General features: G+C 70.4%; 19 protein-coding genes. 12 read left to right on the forward strand and 7 right to left on the reverse strand.

The features are described from left to right. The first annotated feature begins 504 nt into the window (after positions 1-504). Together ADX84_RS13185 and ADX84_RS13190 are read left to right on the forward strand one after the other, a co-directional pair. On the forward strand, positions 505-1,314 hold the full coding sequence (locus ADX84_RS13185; protein WP_049572999.1) for a thioesterase family protein: 810 nt from the start codon (positions 505-507) through the stop codon (positions 1,312-1,314). Positions 1,315-1,860: 546 nt separating this feature from the next. Then, positions 1,861-3,042: a PQQ-binding-like beta-propeller repeat protein gene (locus ADX84_RS13190; protein ID WP_234003952.1), complete on the forward strand. Its 1,182-nt coding sequence runs from the start codon at positions 1,861-1,863 to the stop codon at positions 3,040-3,042. A 166-nt stretch (positions 3,043-3,208) separates the two neighbouring features. Here ADX84_RS13190 and ADX84_RS13195 read toward each other — a convergent pair whose 3' ends face one another. The 4 genes from ADX84_RS13195 to ADX84_RS13210 all read right to left on the reverse strand — a co-directional run bounded on the left by ADX84_RS13195 (position 3,209) and on the right by ADX84_RS13210 (position 6,297). Continuing rightward, the gene (locus tag ADX84_RS13195; protein WP_049573016.1) at positions 3,209-3,631 is read right to left on the reverse strand and encodes a hypothetical protein; all 423 of its coding nucleotides are present in this window, start codon (positions 3,629-3,631) and stop codon (positions 3,209-3,211) included. A 68-nt stretch (positions 3,632-3,699) separates the two neighbouring features. After that, the gene (locus tag ADX84_RS13200; protein WP_049573018.1) at positions 3,700-4,596 is read right to left on the reverse strand and encodes a metal ABC transporter permease; all 897 of its coding nucleotides are present in this window, start codon (positions 4,594-4,596) and stop codon (positions 3,700-3,702) included. Next, positions 4,584-5,330 carry a metal ABC transporter ATP-binding protein gene (locus tag ADX84_RS13205; protein WP_049573022.1) on the reverse strand — a complete coding sequence of 249 codons (747 nt, stop codon included), beginning with the start codon at positions 5,328-5,330 and terminating at the stop codon, positions 4,584-4,586. Before ADX84_RS13205 ends, ADX84_RS13200 begins: the two co-directional genes overlap by 13 nt. Positions 5,331-5,361: 31 nt before the next feature. Continuing rightward, on the reverse strand, positions 5,362-6,297 hold the full coding sequence (locus ADX84_RS13210; RefSeq protein ID WP_049573025.1) for a metal ABC transporter substrate-binding protein: 936 nt from the start codon (positions 6,295-6,297) through the stop codon (positions 5,362-5,364). Between the two features lie 289 nt (positions 6,298-6,586). Here ADX84_RS13210 and ADX84_RS27085 point away from each other — a divergent pair, with 289 nt between their 5' ends. Further along, positions 6,587-7,012, forward strand: coding sequence for a hypothetical protein (locus tag ADX84_RS27085; protein ID WP_369801079.1), 426 nt, complete (start codon positions 6,587-6,589; stop codon positions 7,010-7,012). Here ADX84_RS27085 and ADX84_RS13215 read toward each other — a convergent pair. After that, entirely contained in the window at positions 6,946-7,545 is a 600-nt protein-coding gene (locus tag ADX84_RS13215; RefSeq protein ID WP_049573028.1) for a TetR/AcrR family transcriptional regulator, read from the reverse strand. The genes ADX84_RS27085 and ADX84_RS13215 overlap by 67 nt on opposite strands. A 171-nt stretch (positions 7,546-7,716) precedes the next feature. Here ADX84_RS13215 and ADX84_RS13220 point away from each other — a divergent pair, with 171 nt between their 5' ends. From ADX84_RS13220 to ADX84_RS13255, 8 genes are all read left to right on the forward strand, one after another. Next, complete coding sequence (locus ADX84_RS13220) at positions 7,717-8,574, forward strand: NAD(P)H-binding protein (RefSeq protein WP_049573030.1); 858 nt, start codon at positions 7,717-7,719, stop codon at positions 8,572-8,574. 192 nt (positions 8,575-8,766) lie between these two features. Next, complete coding sequence (locus ADX84_RS13225) at positions 8,767-9,237, forward strand: nitroreductase/quinone reductase family protein (RefSeq protein ID WP_082206479.1); 471 nt, start codon at positions 8,767-8,769, stop codon at positions 9,235-9,237. 261 nt (positions 9,238-9,498) lie between these two features. Further along, entirely contained in the window at positions 9,499-9,972 is a 474-nt protein-coding gene (locus ADX84_RS13230; protein ID WP_049573032.1) for a GbsR/MarR family transcriptional regulator, read from the forward strand. Next, on the forward strand, positions 9,969-10,835 hold the full coding sequence (locus ADX84_RS13235) for an alpha/beta fold hydrolase (protein ID WP_049573036.1): 867 nt from the start codon (positions 9,969-9,971) through the stop codon (positions 10,833-10,835). The genes ADX84_RS13230 and ADX84_RS13235 overlap by 4 nt, the downstream gene beginning before the upstream one ends. A gap of 130 nt (positions 10,836-10,965) precedes the next feature. Next, on the forward strand, positions 10,966-12,606 hold the full coding sequence (locus tag ADX84_RS13240) for a serine/threonine-protein kinase (protein ID WP_049573038.1): 1,641 nt from the start codon (positions 10,966-10,968) through the stop codon (positions 12,604-12,606). A 67-nt stretch (positions 12,607-12,673) separates the two neighbouring features. Continuing rightward, on the forward strand, positions 12,674-13,648 hold the full coding sequence (locus tag ADX84_RS13245; RefSeq protein WP_049573044.1) for an exonuclease domain-containing protein: 975 nt from the start codon (positions 12,674-12,676) through the stop codon (positions 13,646-13,648). A gap of 82 nt (positions 13,649-13,730) precedes the next feature. Further along, complete coding sequence (locus tag ADX84_RS13250; protein ID WP_049573047.1) at positions 13,731-14,603, forward strand: NAD(P)-dependent oxidoreductase; 873 nt, start codon at positions 13,731-13,733, stop codon at positions 14,601-14,603. A gap of 114 nt (positions 14,604-14,717) precedes the next feature. Beyond that, complete coding sequence (locus tag ADX84_RS13255; RefSeq protein ID WP_049573051.1) at positions 14,718-15,998, forward strand: aminotransferase class I/II-fold pyridoxal phosphate-dependent enzyme; 1,281 nt, start codon at positions 14,718-14,720, stop codon at positions 15,996-15,998. 69 nt (positions 15,999-16,067) lie between these two features. Here the strand turns inward: ADX84_RS13255 and ADX84_RS13260 are convergent, their stop codons facing one another. Together ADX84_RS13260 and ADX84_RS13265 are read right to left on the reverse strand one after the other, a co-directional pair. Beyond that, positions 16,068-17,123: a NosD domain-containing protein gene (locus ADX84_RS13260; protein WP_199776585.1), complete on the reverse strand. Its 1,056-nt coding sequence runs from the start codon at positions 17,121-17,123 to the stop codon at positions 16,068-16,070. A 375-nt stretch (positions 17,124-17,498) separates the two neighbouring features. Next, on the reverse strand, positions 17,499-18,368 hold the full coding sequence (locus ADX84_RS13265; RefSeq protein WP_049573055.1) for an alpha/beta hydrolase: 870 nt from the start codon (positions 18,366-18,368) through the stop codon (positions 17,499-17,501). Between the two features lie 485 nt (positions 18,369-18,853). Between ADX84_RS13265 and ADX84_RS13270 the strand changes: the two genes are divergently transcribed. Further along, the gene (locus ADX84_RS13270; RefSeq protein ID WP_049573058.1) at positions 18,854-19,417 is read left to right on the forward strand and encodes a TetR/AcrR family transcriptional regulator; all 564 of its coding nucleotides are present in this window, start codon (positions 18,854-18,856) and stop codon (positions 19,415-19,417) included. Positions 19,418-19,760 lie beyond the last annotated feature (343 nt).

The following is a 19,760-nucleotide window of genomic DNA, read 5'->3' on the forward strand; positions in this document are numbered from 1 at the left end:
GGGCGGCCCATTCTGCCAGTGCCGGGGCCGGGGCCCTTCACTCGAAGCGGTCGGGTGGGAGCCGGAAGCCGGGGTGGCGGTGTCCGATTGTCGTGGGCGGTCCGTAACCTCGCGGACACACCCACCGAAGCTCCCTGGGCCTCGCGACGCAAGACGCCTCGAGGAGGGACACCCCGCGTGCCCGTGCCTTCCCCGCGGAGTATTTCCCGCGGCCTCCGCCTGTCGGTCCCAGGGACGCGTGGCGTTGGCTGCGAACGCCTGAGGGCGCCAGTTCAGCCCCCGCCGTGGGCGTCGATGCTGGGCGGTGAGGCGTTCGTGTGGCCCACGATGTGCCTCGTTCTGGTTTGTGGCGGCGGGTAGCGTCTGTCGTGGTGACGAACGTGGGGCCCGACTTGGCGTCAGGGTCGGGCGGTTCTCGGGGTCCTCGAGTGTCCTCGCCCACAGAACCGAACCCGGTTCGGTTCAGGTGTGGCCAGGGGTTCTACCGGTCGGTAACATTGCATCATGAGCCTTGACCACCCCGCCGAAGGCTACGAGTTCGACCAGGACACCCGGGTCGACAAGCGTGCCGACGGCGAGTTCACAGCCACCCTCACCGACGGCTGGACCACGTTCACCTCGCACCCCAACGGCGGCTACGTCCTGGGGACGGCCCTCAACGCCCTGAGCCAGACCCTCACCCAGCCCGACCCCCTCGTGGTCTCCGCCTTCTACCTGCGTCCCGCCGCCCCGGGCCAGGCCGTTCTGCGCACCGAGACCATCCGTGAGGGGCGCCGCACGGCCACCGGCGCCGTCGTCGCCGAACAGGGCGGCAAGGAGATCCTGCGCGCCACCGCCACCTACGGCGACCTCACGGCGGAGGGTCGTGAGCTGCATCTGGACGGGCCGCCGGAGCTGCCCGCCCCCGAGGACTGCTACGTGCCCCCGGAATTCGCGGGCAGGCCGGAGGGCATCACGATCGCCCACCGCATCGACTACCGCTACCCCGAGCGCCCGGGGTGGCTGGACGGGAAGAAGGACGGCCAGCCCCGGACCGACTTCTGGATGCGTTTCGCCGACGGCCGTGACGCCGACGTGCACTCGCTGCCCGCCATGGTCGACTTCGCTGTTCCCGCAGTACTCGACATCGGCGAGTTCAGCACGATCACGGTGGAGCTGACCTCCCACGTGCGCGCCCGGCCCGCTCCCGGCTGGCTGGCCTGTCGGGTCTCCACCAAGCACGTATCCAACGGCCTCCACGAGGAGGACATGGAAATCTGGGACAGCGAGGGCACCCTGGTCGCCCAGGCGCGCCAGCTCGCCATGCTCCTGTGAGTTCCCGCCCCGCGACGTCCTCTTCCGTCGCGGGGCTCTTCGCAGCGGAAGCGCCCCTGGGGCAGCCTTGCCCACGGCCGCCGCTTCCATCAGAGGGCGGTAACAGAGTTCGTGGGAGTGCTCTTCGGGTTCGTCGTGTCCCGGGTGCCCGCCTCCTACCGCCCACCGCCTGGTGAGGCTCATGGATCCACGGGTGGCAGGCCCAGGATCTGCAACGTCCTGGAAGACACCTGGTTCGAACCCTTCCCTCGGATCTGCCCGGAAGTCCTGATGGTAGAAGTGTGGAGCAGGTTTGCGGATTTCATTGCTTTGCTCGAGGTGGATCGCAGTTGGGTACGAATGCGGAAAGAGCGCGGGTGCCACTCGGTGCCGTGAGTGGTGGTAATGGATAACTCGATCACCACCGGTGCGATGGTGCTTTCTCTTCCCCTCCTGCTGTGCGCGTCCGGGTGCGCACCTTCCGGAGATGTTGGTCCGGCGGCCGTCGAGCATCGTGTCCACGATGGCAAGGCCCCGTCACACCCGATACCGGCTGAGGTGTCGCAGGTGGCCTGGCAGTGGAGCACGGGTGATCGGGAGACCAGCCTCATCGATGTGCTGCCCGGTGTGTCCGGGCCCGTGATAGTGACGGGCGACGGTGCCGTCGGCCTGGACGGGGCCTCGGGTGAGGAGTTGTGGAGTTACCGGCTCGAAAGCGGGGGTCTCCGCAGCGCCCGGACGACACCTGATGGGCAGGAGGTCCTGCTGACCCTGCCTGTCAGTGAACCGGACACCGCGGTACTGCTCGACGCGGGCACCGGGCGACTGATCGCGGAACACGAGGGTGACCCGGGCAGGAACCTCGCCCGTGCCTCCGCGCTCACCTCGCACGTCGCGGTCACGGACCCCGCCCAGGAGGGCGGTTCCGTGGAGGCCTTCTCCCTGCTCGGAGGCGAGCGGGTCTGGACCTATGAGCCGCCCGCGCCCGAGGCCGGCACCGGGGTCACGGTCGAGAACGTGCTCAGTGCCGGGGAAACCGTGGTGGTCATCGCGGCCTACAACGACGGCAGCTTCGAAGACGACTCCGTCGACCTACACGAGCAGGGAATGCTCGCGGTCGGCCTCGAGGGGGAAACCGGTGAGGTCCTCTGGGAGGTGGACCAGGAGTTCGCCGATGACAGCCGACGCGTCGCCAATCACGAACTCTCCCCCGGAGCCGAAGCGCTCTTCCTGGAGGTCGGGACCGGAAACCAACGACACGAAGTCCTGATCGACCCCCAGACGGGCGAGGAGATCAGGGGCGCGGCCTACCAGAACCGGGACCGACACCCCGTCGGTTTGCTCGATGACGGCTACGCCGAGATGGCCATCGACTATGACGAAGGCACGGTCGGGTACTGGCGCATGTCCTTCGAGGGTGAGGAACTGGCCCACCTGGAGACCTCCCAGCGCCCGGCCGAGGGTGACATCGACCGCGGGCTGCTTCTCGGGGAAGGTGTGCTCCGGCCGGACTACCTGACCGACCCCGACCTGGACCGGGGATCGATGAACGTCGAGTTCGCGCGCTGGGACTCCGAGAGCGAACCCGCTGTTCTGAACGCGGACATGACCCGGAACGAGGAGTGGTGGATCAGGTCCGAGGGCAGCGCCACGACTCTTCCCGACGCTCCTCGTCTGGTCGCGGTACCCGGAGCCGTGGTCGTGACGGAGGAGAACCCGGGCCCCTGGACCGTGGTCGGCCTCACCTGACGTACCTGTTGGGTACATGGGCGCGGTCCGCGTGCCGCAGTTGCAGATGGGACGCGTTCCGGAGCATCCCCGCGCCGAGCGGGCTCGTGACCCGCTCGGCGATGGTGAAGCCTCTCCCTGTCCCCCGCATGCGTTGAGCAGGACACCGCTTTGGCCGCTACGGGGCCTACCCCTCCTCGGTGCGACGGGTGAGGCGCTCCTGGCGCTGTCGGGCGGCCTGGGCGGTGCCCAGCCCCAGACCGAAGGCGATCTCCTGCCAGGTCATGCCCCGCCCCTTGGACATGGTGAGCAGCCCCGACTCCAGCTGGTCGAACTCGGCTCGGGCCCATGGCACCAGGGTCAGCGCCGCGGTCAGGTCGTCCTGGTCCACGGAAGGGGCGCCCTCATCAGGGAGGGCGCTGCCCGCGGCCAGGTCGCTGACGCGGCGGATGGCCTCATGCGGGGACATGGGCATGCGTGTCCGGTCCCAGCGGAGGCGGTCCTCGCCGGTGGCGTGGCGTTCGGTGATGCGGAAGAGGGCCTCGTGGACGCGCTTGCGTCGGGCCTGCTCGGGGTCGGGCCGGGTGAAGGTCTCCTGTGGGTTCTCCATGCCATCACTATGCGTTGACAACGAAAAGTTGTCAACATAATGTTCAAAACAGAATGTTCATCGACTGGTCAGCCGAGGACGCCGGTTCCGCGGCCGCGAGCCCGAAGCGCGCGGACCGCACGCCCCTTCCACACCAGCCCCTGTCGGGGGGAGAACAGGTAGGCCAGGGTGAACGCGATCGCCTGGGCCAGCACGATGCAGCCGCCGGTGGACACGTTCAGGTGGAAGCTGGTGAACACGCCCACCACGGCGGCGGCCACAGCCACGGCCGCCGAGATCAGGAGCATCCGCTCGAAGCGGTCGGTGAGCAGGTAGGCGGTCGCTCCGGGGATGATCACCATGGCCACGACCAGGATGATCCCCACCGCCTGGAGCGCGACCACCACCGTCACCGACAGCAGTCCCAGCAGCAGGGTCTCCAGCAGGCGCGGGTTGACGCCGATGGCGTGGGCGTGGACCGGGTCGAAGGCGTACATGGTCAGGTCGCGGTGCTTGTACCAGACCACGACGAGCACCACCGCGGCCAGGACCAGCACCTGGAGGATGTCGGAGTCGGAGACCCCCAGCACGTTGCCGAACAGGATGTGGCTGAGGTCGGTCTGGCTGGGCACCCGCGAGATCATCACCAGGCCCAGGGCGAACATGGCGGTGAAGACCACGCCGATCACGGCGTCCTCCTTCACCCGTGAGGTGCGGTTGATCACTCCGATCAGCGCCACAGAGCCGCCCCCGAACACCAGGGCGCCCAGGGCGAAGGGCATGCCGAACATGTAGGAGAGCACCACTCCGGGCAGGACCGCGTGTGAGACCGCGTCGCCCATCAGCGACCAGCCCACCAGCGTCATCCAGCAGGAGAGCACGGCGCAGACCACGCCCGCCACGACGCTCACCAGCAGCGCCCGCTGCACGAACTCGAACCGCATCGGCACCGTGAACCATTCCACGAGCGCGATCAGGACGTCCACGAACGTCGCTCCTCACTGGGGTGGATGCCGAACGCCTCGAGGAGCACGTCCGGTAGCAGGACCTTCTCGGGTGGACCGTGCGCGATCACGCGCTGTTGGAGCAGGACGGCCTCGTCGCACAGGGCCGGTACCTGGGCCAGGTCATGGGTGGACACCAGCAGGGTGTGCCCGGTCTGGCGCAGTTGCAGGAGCAGGTCGGTGATGGTGGCCTCCGAGCGTTTGTCCACGCCCGCGAAGGGTTCGTCCAGGAGCAGCACGTCGGCGTCCTGGGCGATGGCGCGCGCGACGAAGGCGCGTTTGCGCTGACCTCCGGAGAGTGCCCCGATCTGACGGTCGGCCAGGTGGGTGAGGTCGGTGCGGGCCAGCGCGTGGTCCACGGCCTCGCGGTCGGCGGCGCGGGGGCGGCGCCTGCGGCCCATGTGCCCGTAGCGGCCCATCATGACCACGTCCCGCACCCGCACGGGGAAGGCCCAGTCCACCTGCTCGGACTGGGGGACGTAGCCGACCAGGCCCTTGCGGCGGGCGGCGGCGTTGCCCATGCCCAAAAGACGGACCCGCCCGTGGTCGACGGGGACCAGGCCGAGCACGGCCTTGAACAGGGTGGACTTGCCGGAGCCGTTCATGCCGAGCAGCCCGCACACCCGGCCGGGCTCCACGGACAGGTGGACGTCGTCCAGGGCGAGGACCTCGCCGTAGTGAACGGTGGCTCCGGTCACCTCGATGGCGGCGGTCACCGGTTCTGCTCCCTCATGGCGGTCTCCTTCCTCACTCGCCGGTCAGGCCGGCGACGATGGCCTCCGCGTCGTGGCGGAGCAGGTCGAGGTAGGTGGGAACGGGGCCGTCGGACTCGGAGAGCGAGTCGACGTAGAGCGTCTGACCCATGGCGGCGCCGGTCTCGCGGATCACGGAGCGTTGGGCGCTGTCGTTGACCGTGCTCTCACAGAACACTGTGGGCACGTCGTTGTCGCGGACGAACTCGGACACGGCGGCGATCTGTTGGGGGGTGCCCTCGCGTTCGGCGTTGACCGGCCACAGGTACTGCTCGGCGAGTCCGGCGTCGCGGGCGAGGTAGGAGAAGGCCCCCTCACAGGTCACCAGGGCTCGGGAGGACTCGGGTACCTCCGCGAGTTCGGTCTCCAGGTAGGTGCCGACCTCGGCGATCTCCTCCTTGTAGCCCTCGGCGGCCTCGGCGTAGACCGCCTCTCCTTCGGGGTCGAGGTCGGTGAGGGCGTCGCGGATGTTGTCGACGTAGACCAGGGCGTTGTCGGGGGACATCCAGGCGTGCGGGTTGGGTTCGCCCTCGTAGCCGCCCGAGGAGACGGGGATGGTCTCGATGCCCTCGCTCAGCACGGCGGTGGGGGCGTCCACGCGTTCGGTGAACTGCTGGAACCATGCCTCCAGGCCCAGGCCGTTCTCCAGGATGAGGTCGGCGTCCTGGCCGCGCACGAGGTCGTCGGGGGTGGGTTCGTAGCCGTGGATCTCCGCGCCGGGTCGGGTGAGGGAGGCGACCTCGACGCGGTCGGCGGCGACATTCTCCGCCATGTCGGCGATGACGGTAAAGGTGGTGAGGACGACGAGGCGGTCGTCGTCGCGGTCGGTTCCGGCGGAGGTGGAACAGGCGCTGAGAGCCAGGGCCAGTGTGACCCCGGGGATCACGGTGGACCAGGTGTTTGAAGAGAACCCATCTCTAAAGTTCGGCACGCCTAACTTTTACCACAAGCGGGTCAAACTGCGCATCGGGGAGCTTGCCGTAGATCGTCGAAGTCGCAAGGCGCGGGGGCCGCTCACGACGCCAACCGGGCCGCCGTCGCCGAAAGGGCCTGGACCCCGATGGCCAAGCAGGGCCACACGGGCGATCGTCACCCTCGGGGGCCTGATGTTCAACACGGGTCGGAGGAGGAGGGCCCGGGACTGGTGGCGCCGGGCCGCAGACCAAGGCGGCGCCTCGGCGATGTTCCTCTTCGGGGCATCCCTGGCCGTGTCAGGTCGGATGAGTAAGGCCGAAGACCGGTTGCGTCGGGCTGCCGACCCGGGCCACGCCGAGGCGATGGTCACCCTCGGGAGGCTGCTGGAGGACGCGGGTCAGTTCGAGGAGGCCAGGACCTGGTTGCTTCGGAACGATGCGATGGCCAGGGTCGCAGCCTTGGCGCCGCCAGGCAGTGAGTCCGACCGTTCCAGGCGACCGGTCGCGATCCGCTTCTGGGCGACTCCGCTCCGCCGGGGGACCGGCGGGGCTTTCCTGCGCCCTGGTCGGTTGGCTGCTTTGGCTCGTGGGTGGACGGGCCGCCTGGGGAGGGGTGACTGGTCGGTCCGTCGACCCACCGTCACCGCTCCGCGGCCCGTCTGCCCTCATTCGCCGGTAGGCCCCTGGTGCTCACGGATTCCGTCGAGGAGGAAGGTGGTGCGGCGGTCGTAGGCGTCGCGGGGCGGGCGGGCGCCGTGTTTGAGTGCGAGCGCGGTGTCGACGATGAGCGCGTGGAGGTCATCCGTCGTGAACTCCGGTCGCAGGACTCCGGCGGCGTGACCAGCGGAGACGAGTTCGTCGTAGATCTCGCCCGCGACCCGGCATATGTCCATGAGCTGCTGGGAGTGGGGGTACTCCTGAAGCAGGACGTCGTTGGCGGTGGGTTGGCGGTACTGGAGGTCGCGGATCGCGGTGACGTAGTACGCGATCCGCTCCCCCGCGTCGTCGAGTGCCCGAGCGTGGTCGATCACGGCACGGAGCTCACGCGCGACGACCTCTTCGATGACGGCTTCGATGAGTCCGATCCGGCCGCCGAACCTGTTGAAGATCGTCGCCTTGCTCACCCCCGCGGCCCTGGCCACCTCTTCCAGCGGCACGCTCAGGCCTCGCCCCCGGAACGCACCGATCGCGGCGTGACGGATCTGCTCGGTGTTGCGCTGGGCATCGGCGCGCAGCCGGGGCCTCTCGGATGCCGCACCGCTCATGGTTCCCACCGCTCCCCGCTGCTCCGACCGTAACTTGACTGCGTTGGTCAGGTTATCTAGCGTCGTTGCCAACGTGAAACTGACCCCGCTGGTCAACTTGAGGGAAACGGTGCCACTGGACCACCTCCAGTGCGGGCACACACTGCGGGCACACAGCGAAAGGCCACCAGCATGATCGTTGTCACCGGCGCCACCGGCACCCTCAACGGGGCCACCGTCGAACACCTCCTCGAACGCGTGCCCGCCGACCGGATCGGTGTCAGCGTGCGCGACGTCTCCAGAGCCCAGCTCTTCGCGGACCGCGGCGTGCGCGTGCGTCAGGGCTCCTACGAGGAACCGGCCGCCCTGCGGGACTCCTTCGCTGGTGCCGACCAAGTGCTCCTGGTGTCCGGGAACGACCCGACCGCCGACATGGTGGGTCTGCACCGCAACGCGATCGAGGCAGCCGTCGCGGCCGGCGCCCGGAGGATCCTGTACACCAGCCAGCATGGTGCCGCGATCGACGGCCCCTACCCTCCGGCGGCCGTTCACGCCGCCACCGAGGCGATCCTCGCCGATTCCGGTGTCGCATGGACCTCCCTGCGCTACGGCTTCTTCGCCCACAGCTTCGCCTCCATGCTCGGGCCGTGGCGGGAGACCGGGGTGATCACGGCACCGGCCGACGGGCCCGTCCCATGGACCTCCCCCGCCGACCTGTCCGAGGCCACGGCGGTCGTTCTCTCCGGTGAGCGCTCCCTCGACGGGGCCGCCACCCTGATCGCCGGAGAGGCCGTCACTCTCGAGGACTTCGCGGCGATCGCCTCCGAACTCGGCGGGCACCCCGCCGAACGCGTCGTCGTGGACGACGAACAGTGGGTCGCCGACCAGACGGCGAACGGTGATCCGGAGCAGGCGGCCCGCTTCATGCTCACCATGTTCCGCGCGACCCGCGAGGGGTACTTCGCGCAACCGGACCCGCTGCTGGCCGAACTCCTCGGCCGTGAACCCCGGGGCGTCGCCGACCAACTCGCCGAGCAGGTCGGGGCGTGAGGGGCTCGGGTGGTGGGCGAGGGAAAATCACCCTCTGACCACCGTCCCGAACCGGGGGCACCGGGCGGGGTGCTGCGATCCGAACCGGTGGCCTTCGCCCGCAACCAGGGCACGTCCAACGGCCCGTCCCACAACAGCCTCGCCGTCGACACCGGCCGGTCCTGAACGGCCCGAGCCCCACGAGGAGACCTCTTGAGCTTCGACACACCCAACGGCACCCGTGGCGTCCAGATGCCGCCCGCTGAGCAGATGCGGCAGATGAACGCCGGGGTGATCGCCGACATCCGGGCCGGCGGCAGCGGCCCCGAGGGAATGAACGCCCTGGTGCTGACCACGATCGGCCGCAGGTCCGGGGAGGAACGCCACACGCCGGTCGCCTACTTCCCGCTGGGCGACGGCTCCTACGTCATCGTCGCCTCCGCGGCCGGGTCCGCCAAGCAGCCGCTGTGGTACCGCAACCTGGCCGCGGCCCCCGATCGAGTGCGGGTGGTGGTCGCCGGAGCCGAGTTCCCCGTCACGGCCGAGGAGCTGGCCGGGGACGAACGCGACCGCACCTGGAACCAGATCACCACGGTCTCCCCGGCGTTCGCCCAGTACGAGCAGGACACCGACCGCACGATCCCCGTCATTCGACTCCGTCCCGTAGCCAGGGCGCAGGGCTGAGAGAAGCCGAGGGAACGGTGACCGGTAACCGGCGTCCGTTCCATCCCGGGGGTTCCCGGGCCGACCCAGCTGGCAGGGGTCCGCTCCGCACCGCGGACCCCTGCCACGCGCACCCCCCGTTCCAGGAGCGGAGCGCGACCGCTTGACGGGGACGGGACGCGACCGAACGCGGAGTTCCCGCCTGCGGGTGTTCCTTTCGGGCCGACGGCAACCCCGTTACAGCCATTGCAGTCATGACTGCAATGGCTGTAATCTGCCCGCATGAACGAACCCACCGAGGACGAACTGGCCTTCGTCGACGACGTCGCCGTGTTCTTCGAACGCGAGGGCCTGCCGCTGATCTCCGGCCGGGTCATCGGCTGGCTGCTGATCAGCGACCCGCCCGAGCAGAGCGCCGCACGCCTGGCCGAGGTGCTCCAGGTCAGCCGCAGCTCCATCAGCAGCGCGACCCGCATGCTCACCCCCAGCGGTCTGGTCGAGGGGGTGCGCAAACGCGGCGAGCGCCAGGAGTACTTCCGGATCGCCGCCGACGGCTGGAGCCGCATGCTGGAGCGCCGCTACGCCCTGGCCACCAGCTTCCGTCAGGTCACCGAACGCGGACTCAGGGCCCTGGAGGACGCCCCACCCGAGCGCCGCGAGCGCCTGGCCAACGTCCACGAGCTCTACGGGTTCCTGGAGACCGAACTCCCCGCCATGCTCCAGCGCTGGCGCGACCGACGTGAGGACCACACATGAGCGGCCCCGACTTCCACCGAGAGCACGTGGCCCTTCCCGAGGGGCGCCTGAGCGTCATCGTCGAGGGCCCCGAGGACGCCCCGCCGGTGCTGCTGCTGAGCGGCGCGGGAGTGGACAGCGCCACCATGAGCTGGCGCCACCTCATCCCCGACCTCGCCCGGGACCACCGGGTCATCGCCCCGGACTGGCCCAAACAGGGGCTGAGTACCCCGTGGAACGGATTCGCCGACCACGCCGCCCTCCAACGCTGCGTGCTCGCGACCCTGGACCAGTACGGCGTCGAGCGGGCCGCCGTCGTCGGGATGTCCCAGGGCGGCGCGATGACCCTCGCCACCGCCATCGACCACCCCGACCGCGTCGAACGCCTCGTGGCCATCGCTCCCGGGGGCACCCTGTCCTTTCCGCCCGTCTACCACCAGCTCCTGTGGCTCGTCTCCCGGAGCCGCCTGCTCAACACCTCCCTGCCCGCGATGATGGTCGGCAACAGGAAGCGGACCGAGGCCTTCGTCCGCACGGCACTGTTCGCCGGACCCGCCCCCGACCAGGACGAGGTCGTCGACGAGGTCATGGCCGAGATGGACGCCCACGGCGCGGGATCCTCGGACTGGCAGAACGCCTCCATCGGCCCTTGGCGGATGAACGTGGACCTGCGTCCACGCCTGGGTGAGATCCGCTGCCCGGCCCTGTTCGTCCAGGGTGACAAGGACATGGGCGTCAAGCCCGCCACCACCGTCGCCGCCGCCAAGGCGGTGCCCGGAGCCCGCCTCGAACTCCTCGCGGGCCAGGGGCACTGGGTCAACCGTCAGTCACCCCATACGGTGAACCGCCTTGTCAGGGACTTCCTGGCCGAAGCTGACACCTGAGCCGTCGGCCGATGTGCGCCCCGAGGTCCGATCCTTCCTAGAATGGGCGACTTGACGTGTGAACTCCCGCCCCGCCCCCGCGGCCGTCACGTCGCCCGTACCTTCGGCCCCCGTCCCACAGGAGTCCCAGGTGGTCCTTCCCCACCGCACACTGCGTGAGCGCTACGAACTGCACTCCGAGGTCGGGCGAGGAGGAATGGGCCGGGTCTGGCGGGCGCACGACACCGGACTCAACCGGACCGTGGCGGTCAAGGAGATCCTGCTGGGGCCGGGCCTGGACGAGGAGGAACGCGCTCGGGTGGCCGCCCGGGCACGCCGGGAGGCCCAGGCCACCGCGATGGGCCAGCACCCCAACATCGTGACCGTGTACGACATCGTCGAGGACGACGGTCGCCCGTGGATCGTCATGGAGCTGCTGGACGGCGACTCCCTGATGCGCCTGATGCGTGAGCGCGGCCCGGTCCCGCCACAGCGGGCAGCAGCCTGGGGGCTGGGCCTGCTCGACGCGCTCGAGACCGCCCACGGCCAGGGCATCACCCACCGCGACGTCAAACCCGAGAACGTCATGGTCACCGCGGCGGGCCGGGTGGTGCTCACCGACTTCGGGATCGCCACGATCGTGGACACCGCCGCCGTCACCCAGACCTCCGGGGTGATGGGCTCCGCCGCCTACGTGGCACCCGAACGGCTCAACTCCCGGCCCGCCACCCCCGCCAGCGACCTGTGGTCCCTGGGCGCCACCCTGTACCACGCGGTCACGGGGGTGTCCCCCTTCCTGCGTGAGGGCGTCCCGGCGACCCTGCACGCGGTGCTCAGCGCGGACCCGCCCGAGATCCTGCCCGGTCCGCTGGGCGATGCCGTTCGCGGACTGCTGGTCAAGGACCCCGACCGCCGACTGGACGCGCGGGGCTGTCGCGAGCTGCTGAGTGCCGCCGCTCGGGGAGAGACCGGGACCTCGGCCCTGACCGTGGCACACCTCCCCCCGGCCGCGCCGGGCGCGAGTGACTCCACCCCACCGGGGACGACCGGCTTTCCGGGCGCGACCGGGCCCGTGGGGACGACGGCCGCCTTCGGGCCCCCGACCGCCTCCGAACCCACCCCCGCCACGCCTGACGAGGCCACCGCCGCACGGCGCCCACGACGCCTGACCTGGCCCGTGGTGGTGCTCACCCTGGGCCTGGCCGCCCTGCTGATCACCGCCTCCCTGGTCGTCGTCGACCGCTGGGGCGGATCCGGCCAGGAGGGTTCGCCGAGCCACGAGGCCGGTGTCCCCACCGACGCGGGGGACCCCACCGCCCCGGTCACAGAGGAGGACGAGGTCCCCTCCGCGGAGGGTATGACCTGGACAGAGGACCCCGAGGGGTTCGCCCTGCTGGTCCCCGACGGCTGGGAGCGCCGCACGGACGGCGCCAGCGTCTTCTACGACTCCCCCACGTCCAAGGCCTACCTCCAGATCGACCGCACCCCCCACTCGATCGAGGACGAGTACGAGCACGTGCTGGAGCAGGAGAGCAACTCCGTCGCGGAGAACCGGCTGCCCGGGTACGAACGGATCAGAGTGGAGGACGTCACGTCCCGGACCTCCTTCGTCTCGGCGGCCGACTGGGAGTTCAGCTGGGACCGGGGCGAGGGCGCCTGGCGCCTGCTGGCCCGCAACATCAACGCCACCGAGGGCGAGTTCTACACGCTGGCCTGGTCCTCCGGTGAGGACGTCTGGGCCGAGGACACCTCGCTACGGGAGCAGGCGATCTCCTCCTTCGATCCGTTCTGACCTCGGTGGTGCGACGGCCCCGGTACGCTCGACCCGTTCCAACGCGAGTACAAGGGAGGTAGCGGGGGTGTCCCACACCTGGACCGCGATCGACTTCGAGACCGCCAACCAGGACCGCGGCAGCGTCTGCGCCGTGGGTCTGGTCCGGGTGAGCGAGGGGCGGGTGGTCGACCGGTTCACCACTCTCATCCGCCCACCGGAGCCGGTCTCGTTCTTCTCCCGGCACAACACCGCCGTGCACGGCATCACCGCCGCGGACGTCGCCCACGCGCCCACCTGGGAGAGGGTGCGAGACCAGGTGATCGAGTTCGCCAGGGGCGGGGCGCTGGTGGCGCACAACGCCCCCTTCGACATGGGGGCGCTACGCCAGGCCTGCGCCCACACCGGGCTGGCGCTGCCCGCCTTCGACTACGCCTGCACGCTGGCGCTGTCCCGGCGCACCTGGGACCTGCCCGACCACCGCCTTCCCACGGTCTCCGCGCACGTGGGCCACACGATCACCCGACACCACCGGGCCGACGCCGATGCCGAGGCGGCCGCGCACATCATGATCGCGGCCATGCGACGCCACGGCACCGGCACGCTGCCCGAACTCAGCCGTGTCAGCGGGCTGCGCCTGGGCCGTCTGGAGGCGGTCAGTGCCACGCCCGCTCCGGCGGCCGTCCCGCTGATCACCGCCGTGGTGGAGGCCCCCGCCCGCGAGGACCGGTTCGGTCGCTGGCAGCGGGCCGCGCAGACCCCGCTCCCCCAACCGTCCGCCGACGCCGACCCGGCCGGACCGCTCTACGGCCGTACGGTGTGCGTCTCCGGTGACCTGCGCGCCATGGACAAGCCCGAGGTGTGGAAGCGCATCGCCGAGGCCGGTGGCCAACCCGCCAAGAACGTCACCAAGAAGACCGACGTCCTGGTGGTGGCCGACAGCGACCACGGAGGCAAGACCTCCAAGCACAAGCAGGCCGAGGCCTACATCGCCAAGGGCCAGAGCATCGACATCATCACCGAACCCGAGCTCATGGGCCGCCTCGGCGTCACCTCCCTGTGAACCCTCCGGGCACGGGAACGCCGGGCGAGGAGGACCCCGCCTCCCCCACCCGAGGGAACACCGGACGGAGGCGACACCGGACATGAACAGGACCGCCGACCCACTCCAGACCGTCGTGATCACCGGCGCCGCAGGGGTCGTGGGCACCCTCCTGCGCCCGCGCCTGGTCCGCCCGGGGCGACTCCTGCGGCTCGTGGACATCGTCGAACCCCCGCCCGCCGCCGAGGGCGAGGCCGTGGAAACGGTCCGCGCCGACGTCACGGACCTGGACGCGATGACCTCCGCCTTCGAGGGCGCCCACACCGTCATCCACCTGGCCGGGTTCAGCCTGGAGGAGCGCTGGGAGGACATCCTGGAGGTGAACGTCCACGGGACCCGGCAGGTCCTGGAGGCGGCCCGCCGTGCGGGCGGCCCCCGGGTGGTCTTCGCCAGTTCCAACCACGCGGTGGGCTTCCACCCTCGCGGTGACGGTGACCCCGGGGAGTTCGCCTTCCCCCGCCCCGACACCCACTACGGGGTGGGCAAGGTCGCTGGGGAGGCCCTGGCGCGGCTCTACCACGACCGTTACGGGCTGGACACGGTGTGCGTGCGGATCGGGTCGTGCCAGCCGCTCCCCACCGACACCCGCATGCTGGCGACCTGGCTCTCCCCCGACGACTGCGCCCGCCTGATGGAGGCGGTCATCGCCCACCCCGCCCCGGGCTTCCGCCTGGTGTGGGGGGTGTCGGACAACACCCGCCGCTGGTGGTCGTTGGAGGGGGCGCGTGAGCTCGGTTACGAACCCCGGGACGACGCCGAGGCCCACGCGGCCGCGCTCCTGGGGGCCGAAGGAGACGAACCCGACCCGACCCGGCCGCCCCACGACCGCGTCGGCGGACCCTTCTGCGACCCCGCCCTGGACACCGACCATCTGGAGGAGCGCGCCGCCCGACGCGCCCGCCAGAACCGAGGGTGACGACCTGACCGGGACTGCGCCGCCGTCATCTGGGACAATTCCTGTGCGAAACCCCGTGCGCCCCGTTCCACGACGCGCGTCGCACCGGGGGCGTCCCATCGGAAGGAACATCCCGTGACCACCGCAAGCAGCCCCACACCGCCCGCCGAGCTCCTTGAGTCGGCCCGGCGCGACCACGCCGCCCTGGTCGAGCGTGGACTCTCCCTGAACCTGACCCGGGGCAAGCCGTCCGCGCGCCAGCTGGACCTGTCCGCCGAACTGCTCGAACTGCCCCGAGGCCGCTACACCGCCGCAGACGGCACCGACTGCCGCAACTACGCGGGCGCCCCCCAGGGCCTGCTGGAGCTGCGGGAGATCTTCGCGGACCTCCTCCAGGTCCCGGTCGAGCAGCTGATCGCGGCGGGCAACGCCAGCCTCGAGCTCATGCACGACTGCCTGGCCAACGCCTTCCTGGGCACGGTTCCCGGCGGGACCGGACGCTGGGCGGACGCCGAGCGGGTCGCGTTCCTGTGCCCGGTCCCCGGATACGACCGGCACTTCGCGCTGTGCGAGCGCTTCGGCATCGAGATGATCCCGGTGCCGATGACCGACCAGGGCCCCGACATGGACGTGGTCGAGCGTCTGGTGAGCACCGACGCCGACATCAAGGGCATCTGGTGCGTGCCCAAGTACAGCAACCCCGACGGTGTCTCCTACTCCGACGAGGTCGTGCGACGCCTGGCCGCGATGCCCACCGCCGCCCCGGACTTCCGGATCTTCTGGGACAACGCCTACGCGGTGCACCACCTGACCGACGAGGAGGTGGAGATCGCCGACCTCCTCGGTGCCTGCGCCGAGAGCGGCAACCCCGACCGCGCCCTGGTCTTCGGGTCCACCTCCAAGGTCACCTTCGCCGGTGCCGGGGTGGCCTTCCTGGGCTCCTCACCCGCGAACGTGAGCTGGTACCAGGGGCTCGCCGGGAAGCGCTCCATCGGCCCGGACAAGATCAACCAGCTGCGGCACGCCATGTTCCTGGGTGACGCCGAGGGCGTGCGCGCGCACATGCGCCGCCACCGCGAGCTGCTGGAGCCCAAGTTCGAGACCGTGGAGCGCATCCTCACCAAGAGCCTCGGCGGCACCGGTCTGGCGACCTGGTCCACCCCCAAGGGCGGCTACTTCGTGCGCCTGGACGTGCTGGACGGCTGCGCCCGTGAGGTGGTGCGCCGGGCGGCCGAGGCCGGGATCGCGCTCACCCCCGCCGGTGCCACCCACCCCTACGGTGAGGACCCGCAGGACCGCACCATCCGCATCGCGCCCTCCTTCCCGGAGCTGGACGCGCTGGAGGAGGCCATCGAGGCTCTGGCCGTGTGTGTGCGCCTGGTCGGTGCCGAGAAGCTGGTCGCCGAGCAGGGCTGATCCCCCGCCGGTCGCCGTGATCGCGAGGCGCCCCCGTCCCACTCGGACGGGGGCGCCTCGCGTCGGTCGTCAGGGGGTGACCTCGATGTTGGTCAGCCCACGGGTGGCGTCGCTGACGGTGTTGGAGGCGTGCACCACGTTGGGCTCACCCGCGCAGTCGGACTGGCTCCACAGAGCGATCGCGAAGCCGCCCACCCCGCCCAGGTCCGAGTGGTTGTCGCGGAAGACGTTGCCGCAGCCCGCGCCGTCGACCTGCTGCGTGCTGGTGTAGCCGTGCGCGAACACCCCGGGCCGCTCGAAGGTCCCGGTGTTGTGCTCGAACACGTAGCCGTTGCCCTTGACGTCCACCCAGCTGTCCGCGAAGTTCTGGCCGGAGATGCCCCGTCCGTCGAAGGTGTTCCCTGAGATGAGGCCGTCGCGGGTGCCCTCCTTGATGTCGAGGTGCTCTCCTCGGACGTCGGGACCGAAGTGGTTGCCGGTGACCTCGGTGCGGTCGCTGCGGTCCACGCCGTCGTCGCCCCCGAAGCAGCCCCAGTTGCTGTGCGCCGACCCCAGGTAGACGCCCTCACCGAAGCCCGGCTGCACGCGGCCGGTGTCGGTGATGCGGGAGTCGCGGACGGAACCGTCCGAGCTGGAGCTGCGAAAGTGCACGCCCTCGTCGTCCGTGCCGCGCACCGCCAGGTCGCTCAGGTGGACGTGGTCGGAGCGGTCGATCACGACCCCCTTCTTGGAGTCGGCGACGGTGAGGCCCCGCACGTTCCAGTGGTCGGCCTCGTGGAACCACAGGCCGTAGCCGCTGCTGTGGGTGTCGGGGGCGGGGCAGCCGCTGCCCGAGATGGGTTCGTCGTTGACCAGGACGGCGTCGGAGGGGCCGGTCAGGGTGATGGGGGCGCCGCTGGTCCCGGGGGTGGTGGCGACAAAGGAGCCGACGTACTCACCGCTGTCCAGAGTGATGGTCTGTCCCGGCTGGGCGTTGGCCAGGGCCTCCTCCAGGGCGGGGGCGTCCGAGACCCGGACGTCGGCTCGGACGGGCTCGGCGTGCGCGGGCAGTGCCGAGGCCGTCAGCGCGACCGCTCCTGCGGCGGCCAGACAGAGGGACAGGCGTCGGGTGCGGGGGGTGGGCACGGGGCAGACCTCCGTGTCGGAGTGGGGGTCTCACTGTGAGTGAGGGCGTGACCACCGACCCTAGGTTGGGCTGGGCTCGCCATCAAGGGGGGTACCCCGCCGCTCCCCGGCAGGACCCGCGTACTCGGCGGGAGTCGCGTACTCGGCGGGAGTCGCGACGCTTCCCCGCCTCCGAGGTGCGGGAGCAACTCCGACGGTGCCTGCTTCGCGGCCGCCCCGCTGGTGGCTGGGCGCGACGTCCACGCCGAGAACACCCGGCGCGGACGTCGTCGCGTACCCGCCCGCCCCGCCGGGGTCGGGCGCCTACCTGGTCGTTCGGTTCGGGCCGCAGACGTGGGCGGCCTCGTGTGGGTGGGCGCCCTGCTCACCGTCGGCTCAGCGCGTGAAGCACGTCTTCAGGTAGCTCAGGAACGATGCCTGTAGGCCGGTGACGTGCGTTTCCTGCAACATCGCGCTCGAGACGTCCTGCGATCGTCCCTTGCTGTGTAGCGCTTCCACGACCGAGAGGACGTTGCGGGCCAGCCCGCGATAGATCGGAACGTCTCCCAGCAGTTCGAGTTCGTTCAGCGTGACGTGCAACCGTGGAGCGGCCGAGTCCGCACCCCGCTCGGTCAGGGCCTCGACCAGGTCGAACACCTGGCTGTCCGGCCCCACGACACCGGGGCTGCCCGCACCGAAGGTCGTGAACGGGGCCGTCCCGCGCAGCCATGCGTAGAGGGTGAAGAGACCTCCGTAGGAGTAGCCGAAGAGTCCGTGCCCGGACTCGCTGACGCGCAGCCGCGACCGCAGACGAGGGTGGAGTTCGTTGGCGAGGAAGTCGAGGAAGACGTCGGCGTGGGTGTCCGACAGTTCCGCGAGGTAGGCGTCCACCTGAGCCTGGGTCATCGCACCCGAGTCGCGAGCCGCCGCGAGGGTCGTCAGTGTCTCGCCGCCGACGGGTTCTCCAGGTGGCACGAGATCGCGGTTGCGAAGGTGTGCCCACTGTGCGGCCTCCTCGCCGGCGTAGCCGACGCTGACCTGGATGTACGGGGCGATCGCGAGATACGGGTCCGCCTGGGTGACGATGAGGGGCGCGGTGAGGCCCACGGCGTAGTTGCCGTCCATCACGTAGACCAACGGCAGGGGATCCGTGGAGTCCGCGTAGCCAGGGGGTGTGGTCACCCAGACGCCGTAGCTGTGCCCCGACTCCGCCGTGACCTCCAGGTACTCCGTGTCTGCGAGGCAGCCGTGCAACATCTCGCTCATCGAGCTTCTCCTTTCGCGATGCGGTCGCCCTCACGTCGAGGGCGGTCATGTCCGGTTCGGTGAACACCGTTGCGTCCTGGAGTGGGTCCCGCCGCCGGACGACCCTGCCGACCGCGTTCTGCGACGGTCGTCTCCCCCCACGACGCGGCCCGTGACACACGGCGCCTGGTGTGCCCCGGGGGCACCGTCGCAGCCGCGCCCGCGGGGCTGACACCGCACAGGAGGTCCGCGTCGAGGCTGAGGGCCGCGGTGGCGAAGATGTCGGCGGTGAGCTCGGCGGCCGAGCATCGCCGTGACAGTGCCGACCGCCAGGCCCGAGTCGACCGCGGTCGACTCGGTGACCGATCCGTCCGCGACCGTGCCGCCGACGGACCATGAATGGCCATGGCACCTCCTCGTGGAGGCTGCGCCCACTGTCCTAAACACTGGTGAATTCGATGTGCGATAATGTACTCAACAGTGGTGAAGATGTCAACGGAGGTAGCGTGAGATCGCCGGTCGGGGAAGGGAAGGAGCGCCTCCTGGAGGCGCTGTTCAGTGAGTTCGGCGAGAGCGGCCCCAGCTCGAACCTGTCGATGCGTCAGATAGCGGAGCGGCTCGATGTGCACCACACGCTGCTGACCTATCACTTCGGATCGCGACCTGGTCTTCTGGGAGCCGTACTGTCCGAGGCGCGCCGCCGCGACAACCTCGTCATTGCCGCGGCCGACAACGAACTCGGGTTCGTTCCCCTGTGCAGGGCCATCTGGAACTACTACTCGAACGCCGCACACGAGGATCGAACCCGTGCCTTCTTCCACCTGGTCGGACTGGCGGTCTACGAGCCCGACGCGTTCCAGGAGTTCGTCGCCGACATCGACGACCTGGCGCGCCTGCTCGAAGAGGCGGCTCTTCGCGACGGATCCACGCCGACGGACGCGAGGCAGCGGAGCCTGATCGCGATCTCGTGTCTGCGGGGTCTGTTGCTCCAGGGGCTGCTGACCCCCGACGCCGAGGTCGACGCCGCGGCCGAGCGCTTCATCATGTCGTTGGCGGCCGATCCCACGTAGGCCGGCCACCAACCGCGCCATCCGGGCTGGCCAAGCGGGTTCACGCCTCCCACCAGGCGTTCGGGCGCAACGGCGGCACCGCTCGTGGCCTGTCACGCACCGGCCACGACGGAGCGGGCAGAGAGCTCCGGCTTCAACCCCGGGCGGTCCGCCGCCTCGGCCAGGAAGCAACCGGTACGGGGGGCTCGCACCGGCGTCGAGGTCCGGTGGACGGCTGTCCGGGCCGGGTCAGAGGTGTCGTCCACAACGTGAGGAACCGGTGCCCCGGCCCGGCCATGGGGCGGTCCGCCGAGGTGGGGTGGGGTTGACCGCAGGGTCGGGGCCGTGGAGCGGGGAGTTCCGA

The organism is Nocardiopsis sp. SBT366 (genome assembly GCF_001083815.1).
In the GTDB taxonomy this organism is placed as follows: domain Bacteria; phylum Actinomycetota; class Actinomycetes; order Streptosporangiales; family Streptosporangiaceae; genus Nocardiopsis; species Nocardiopsis prasina.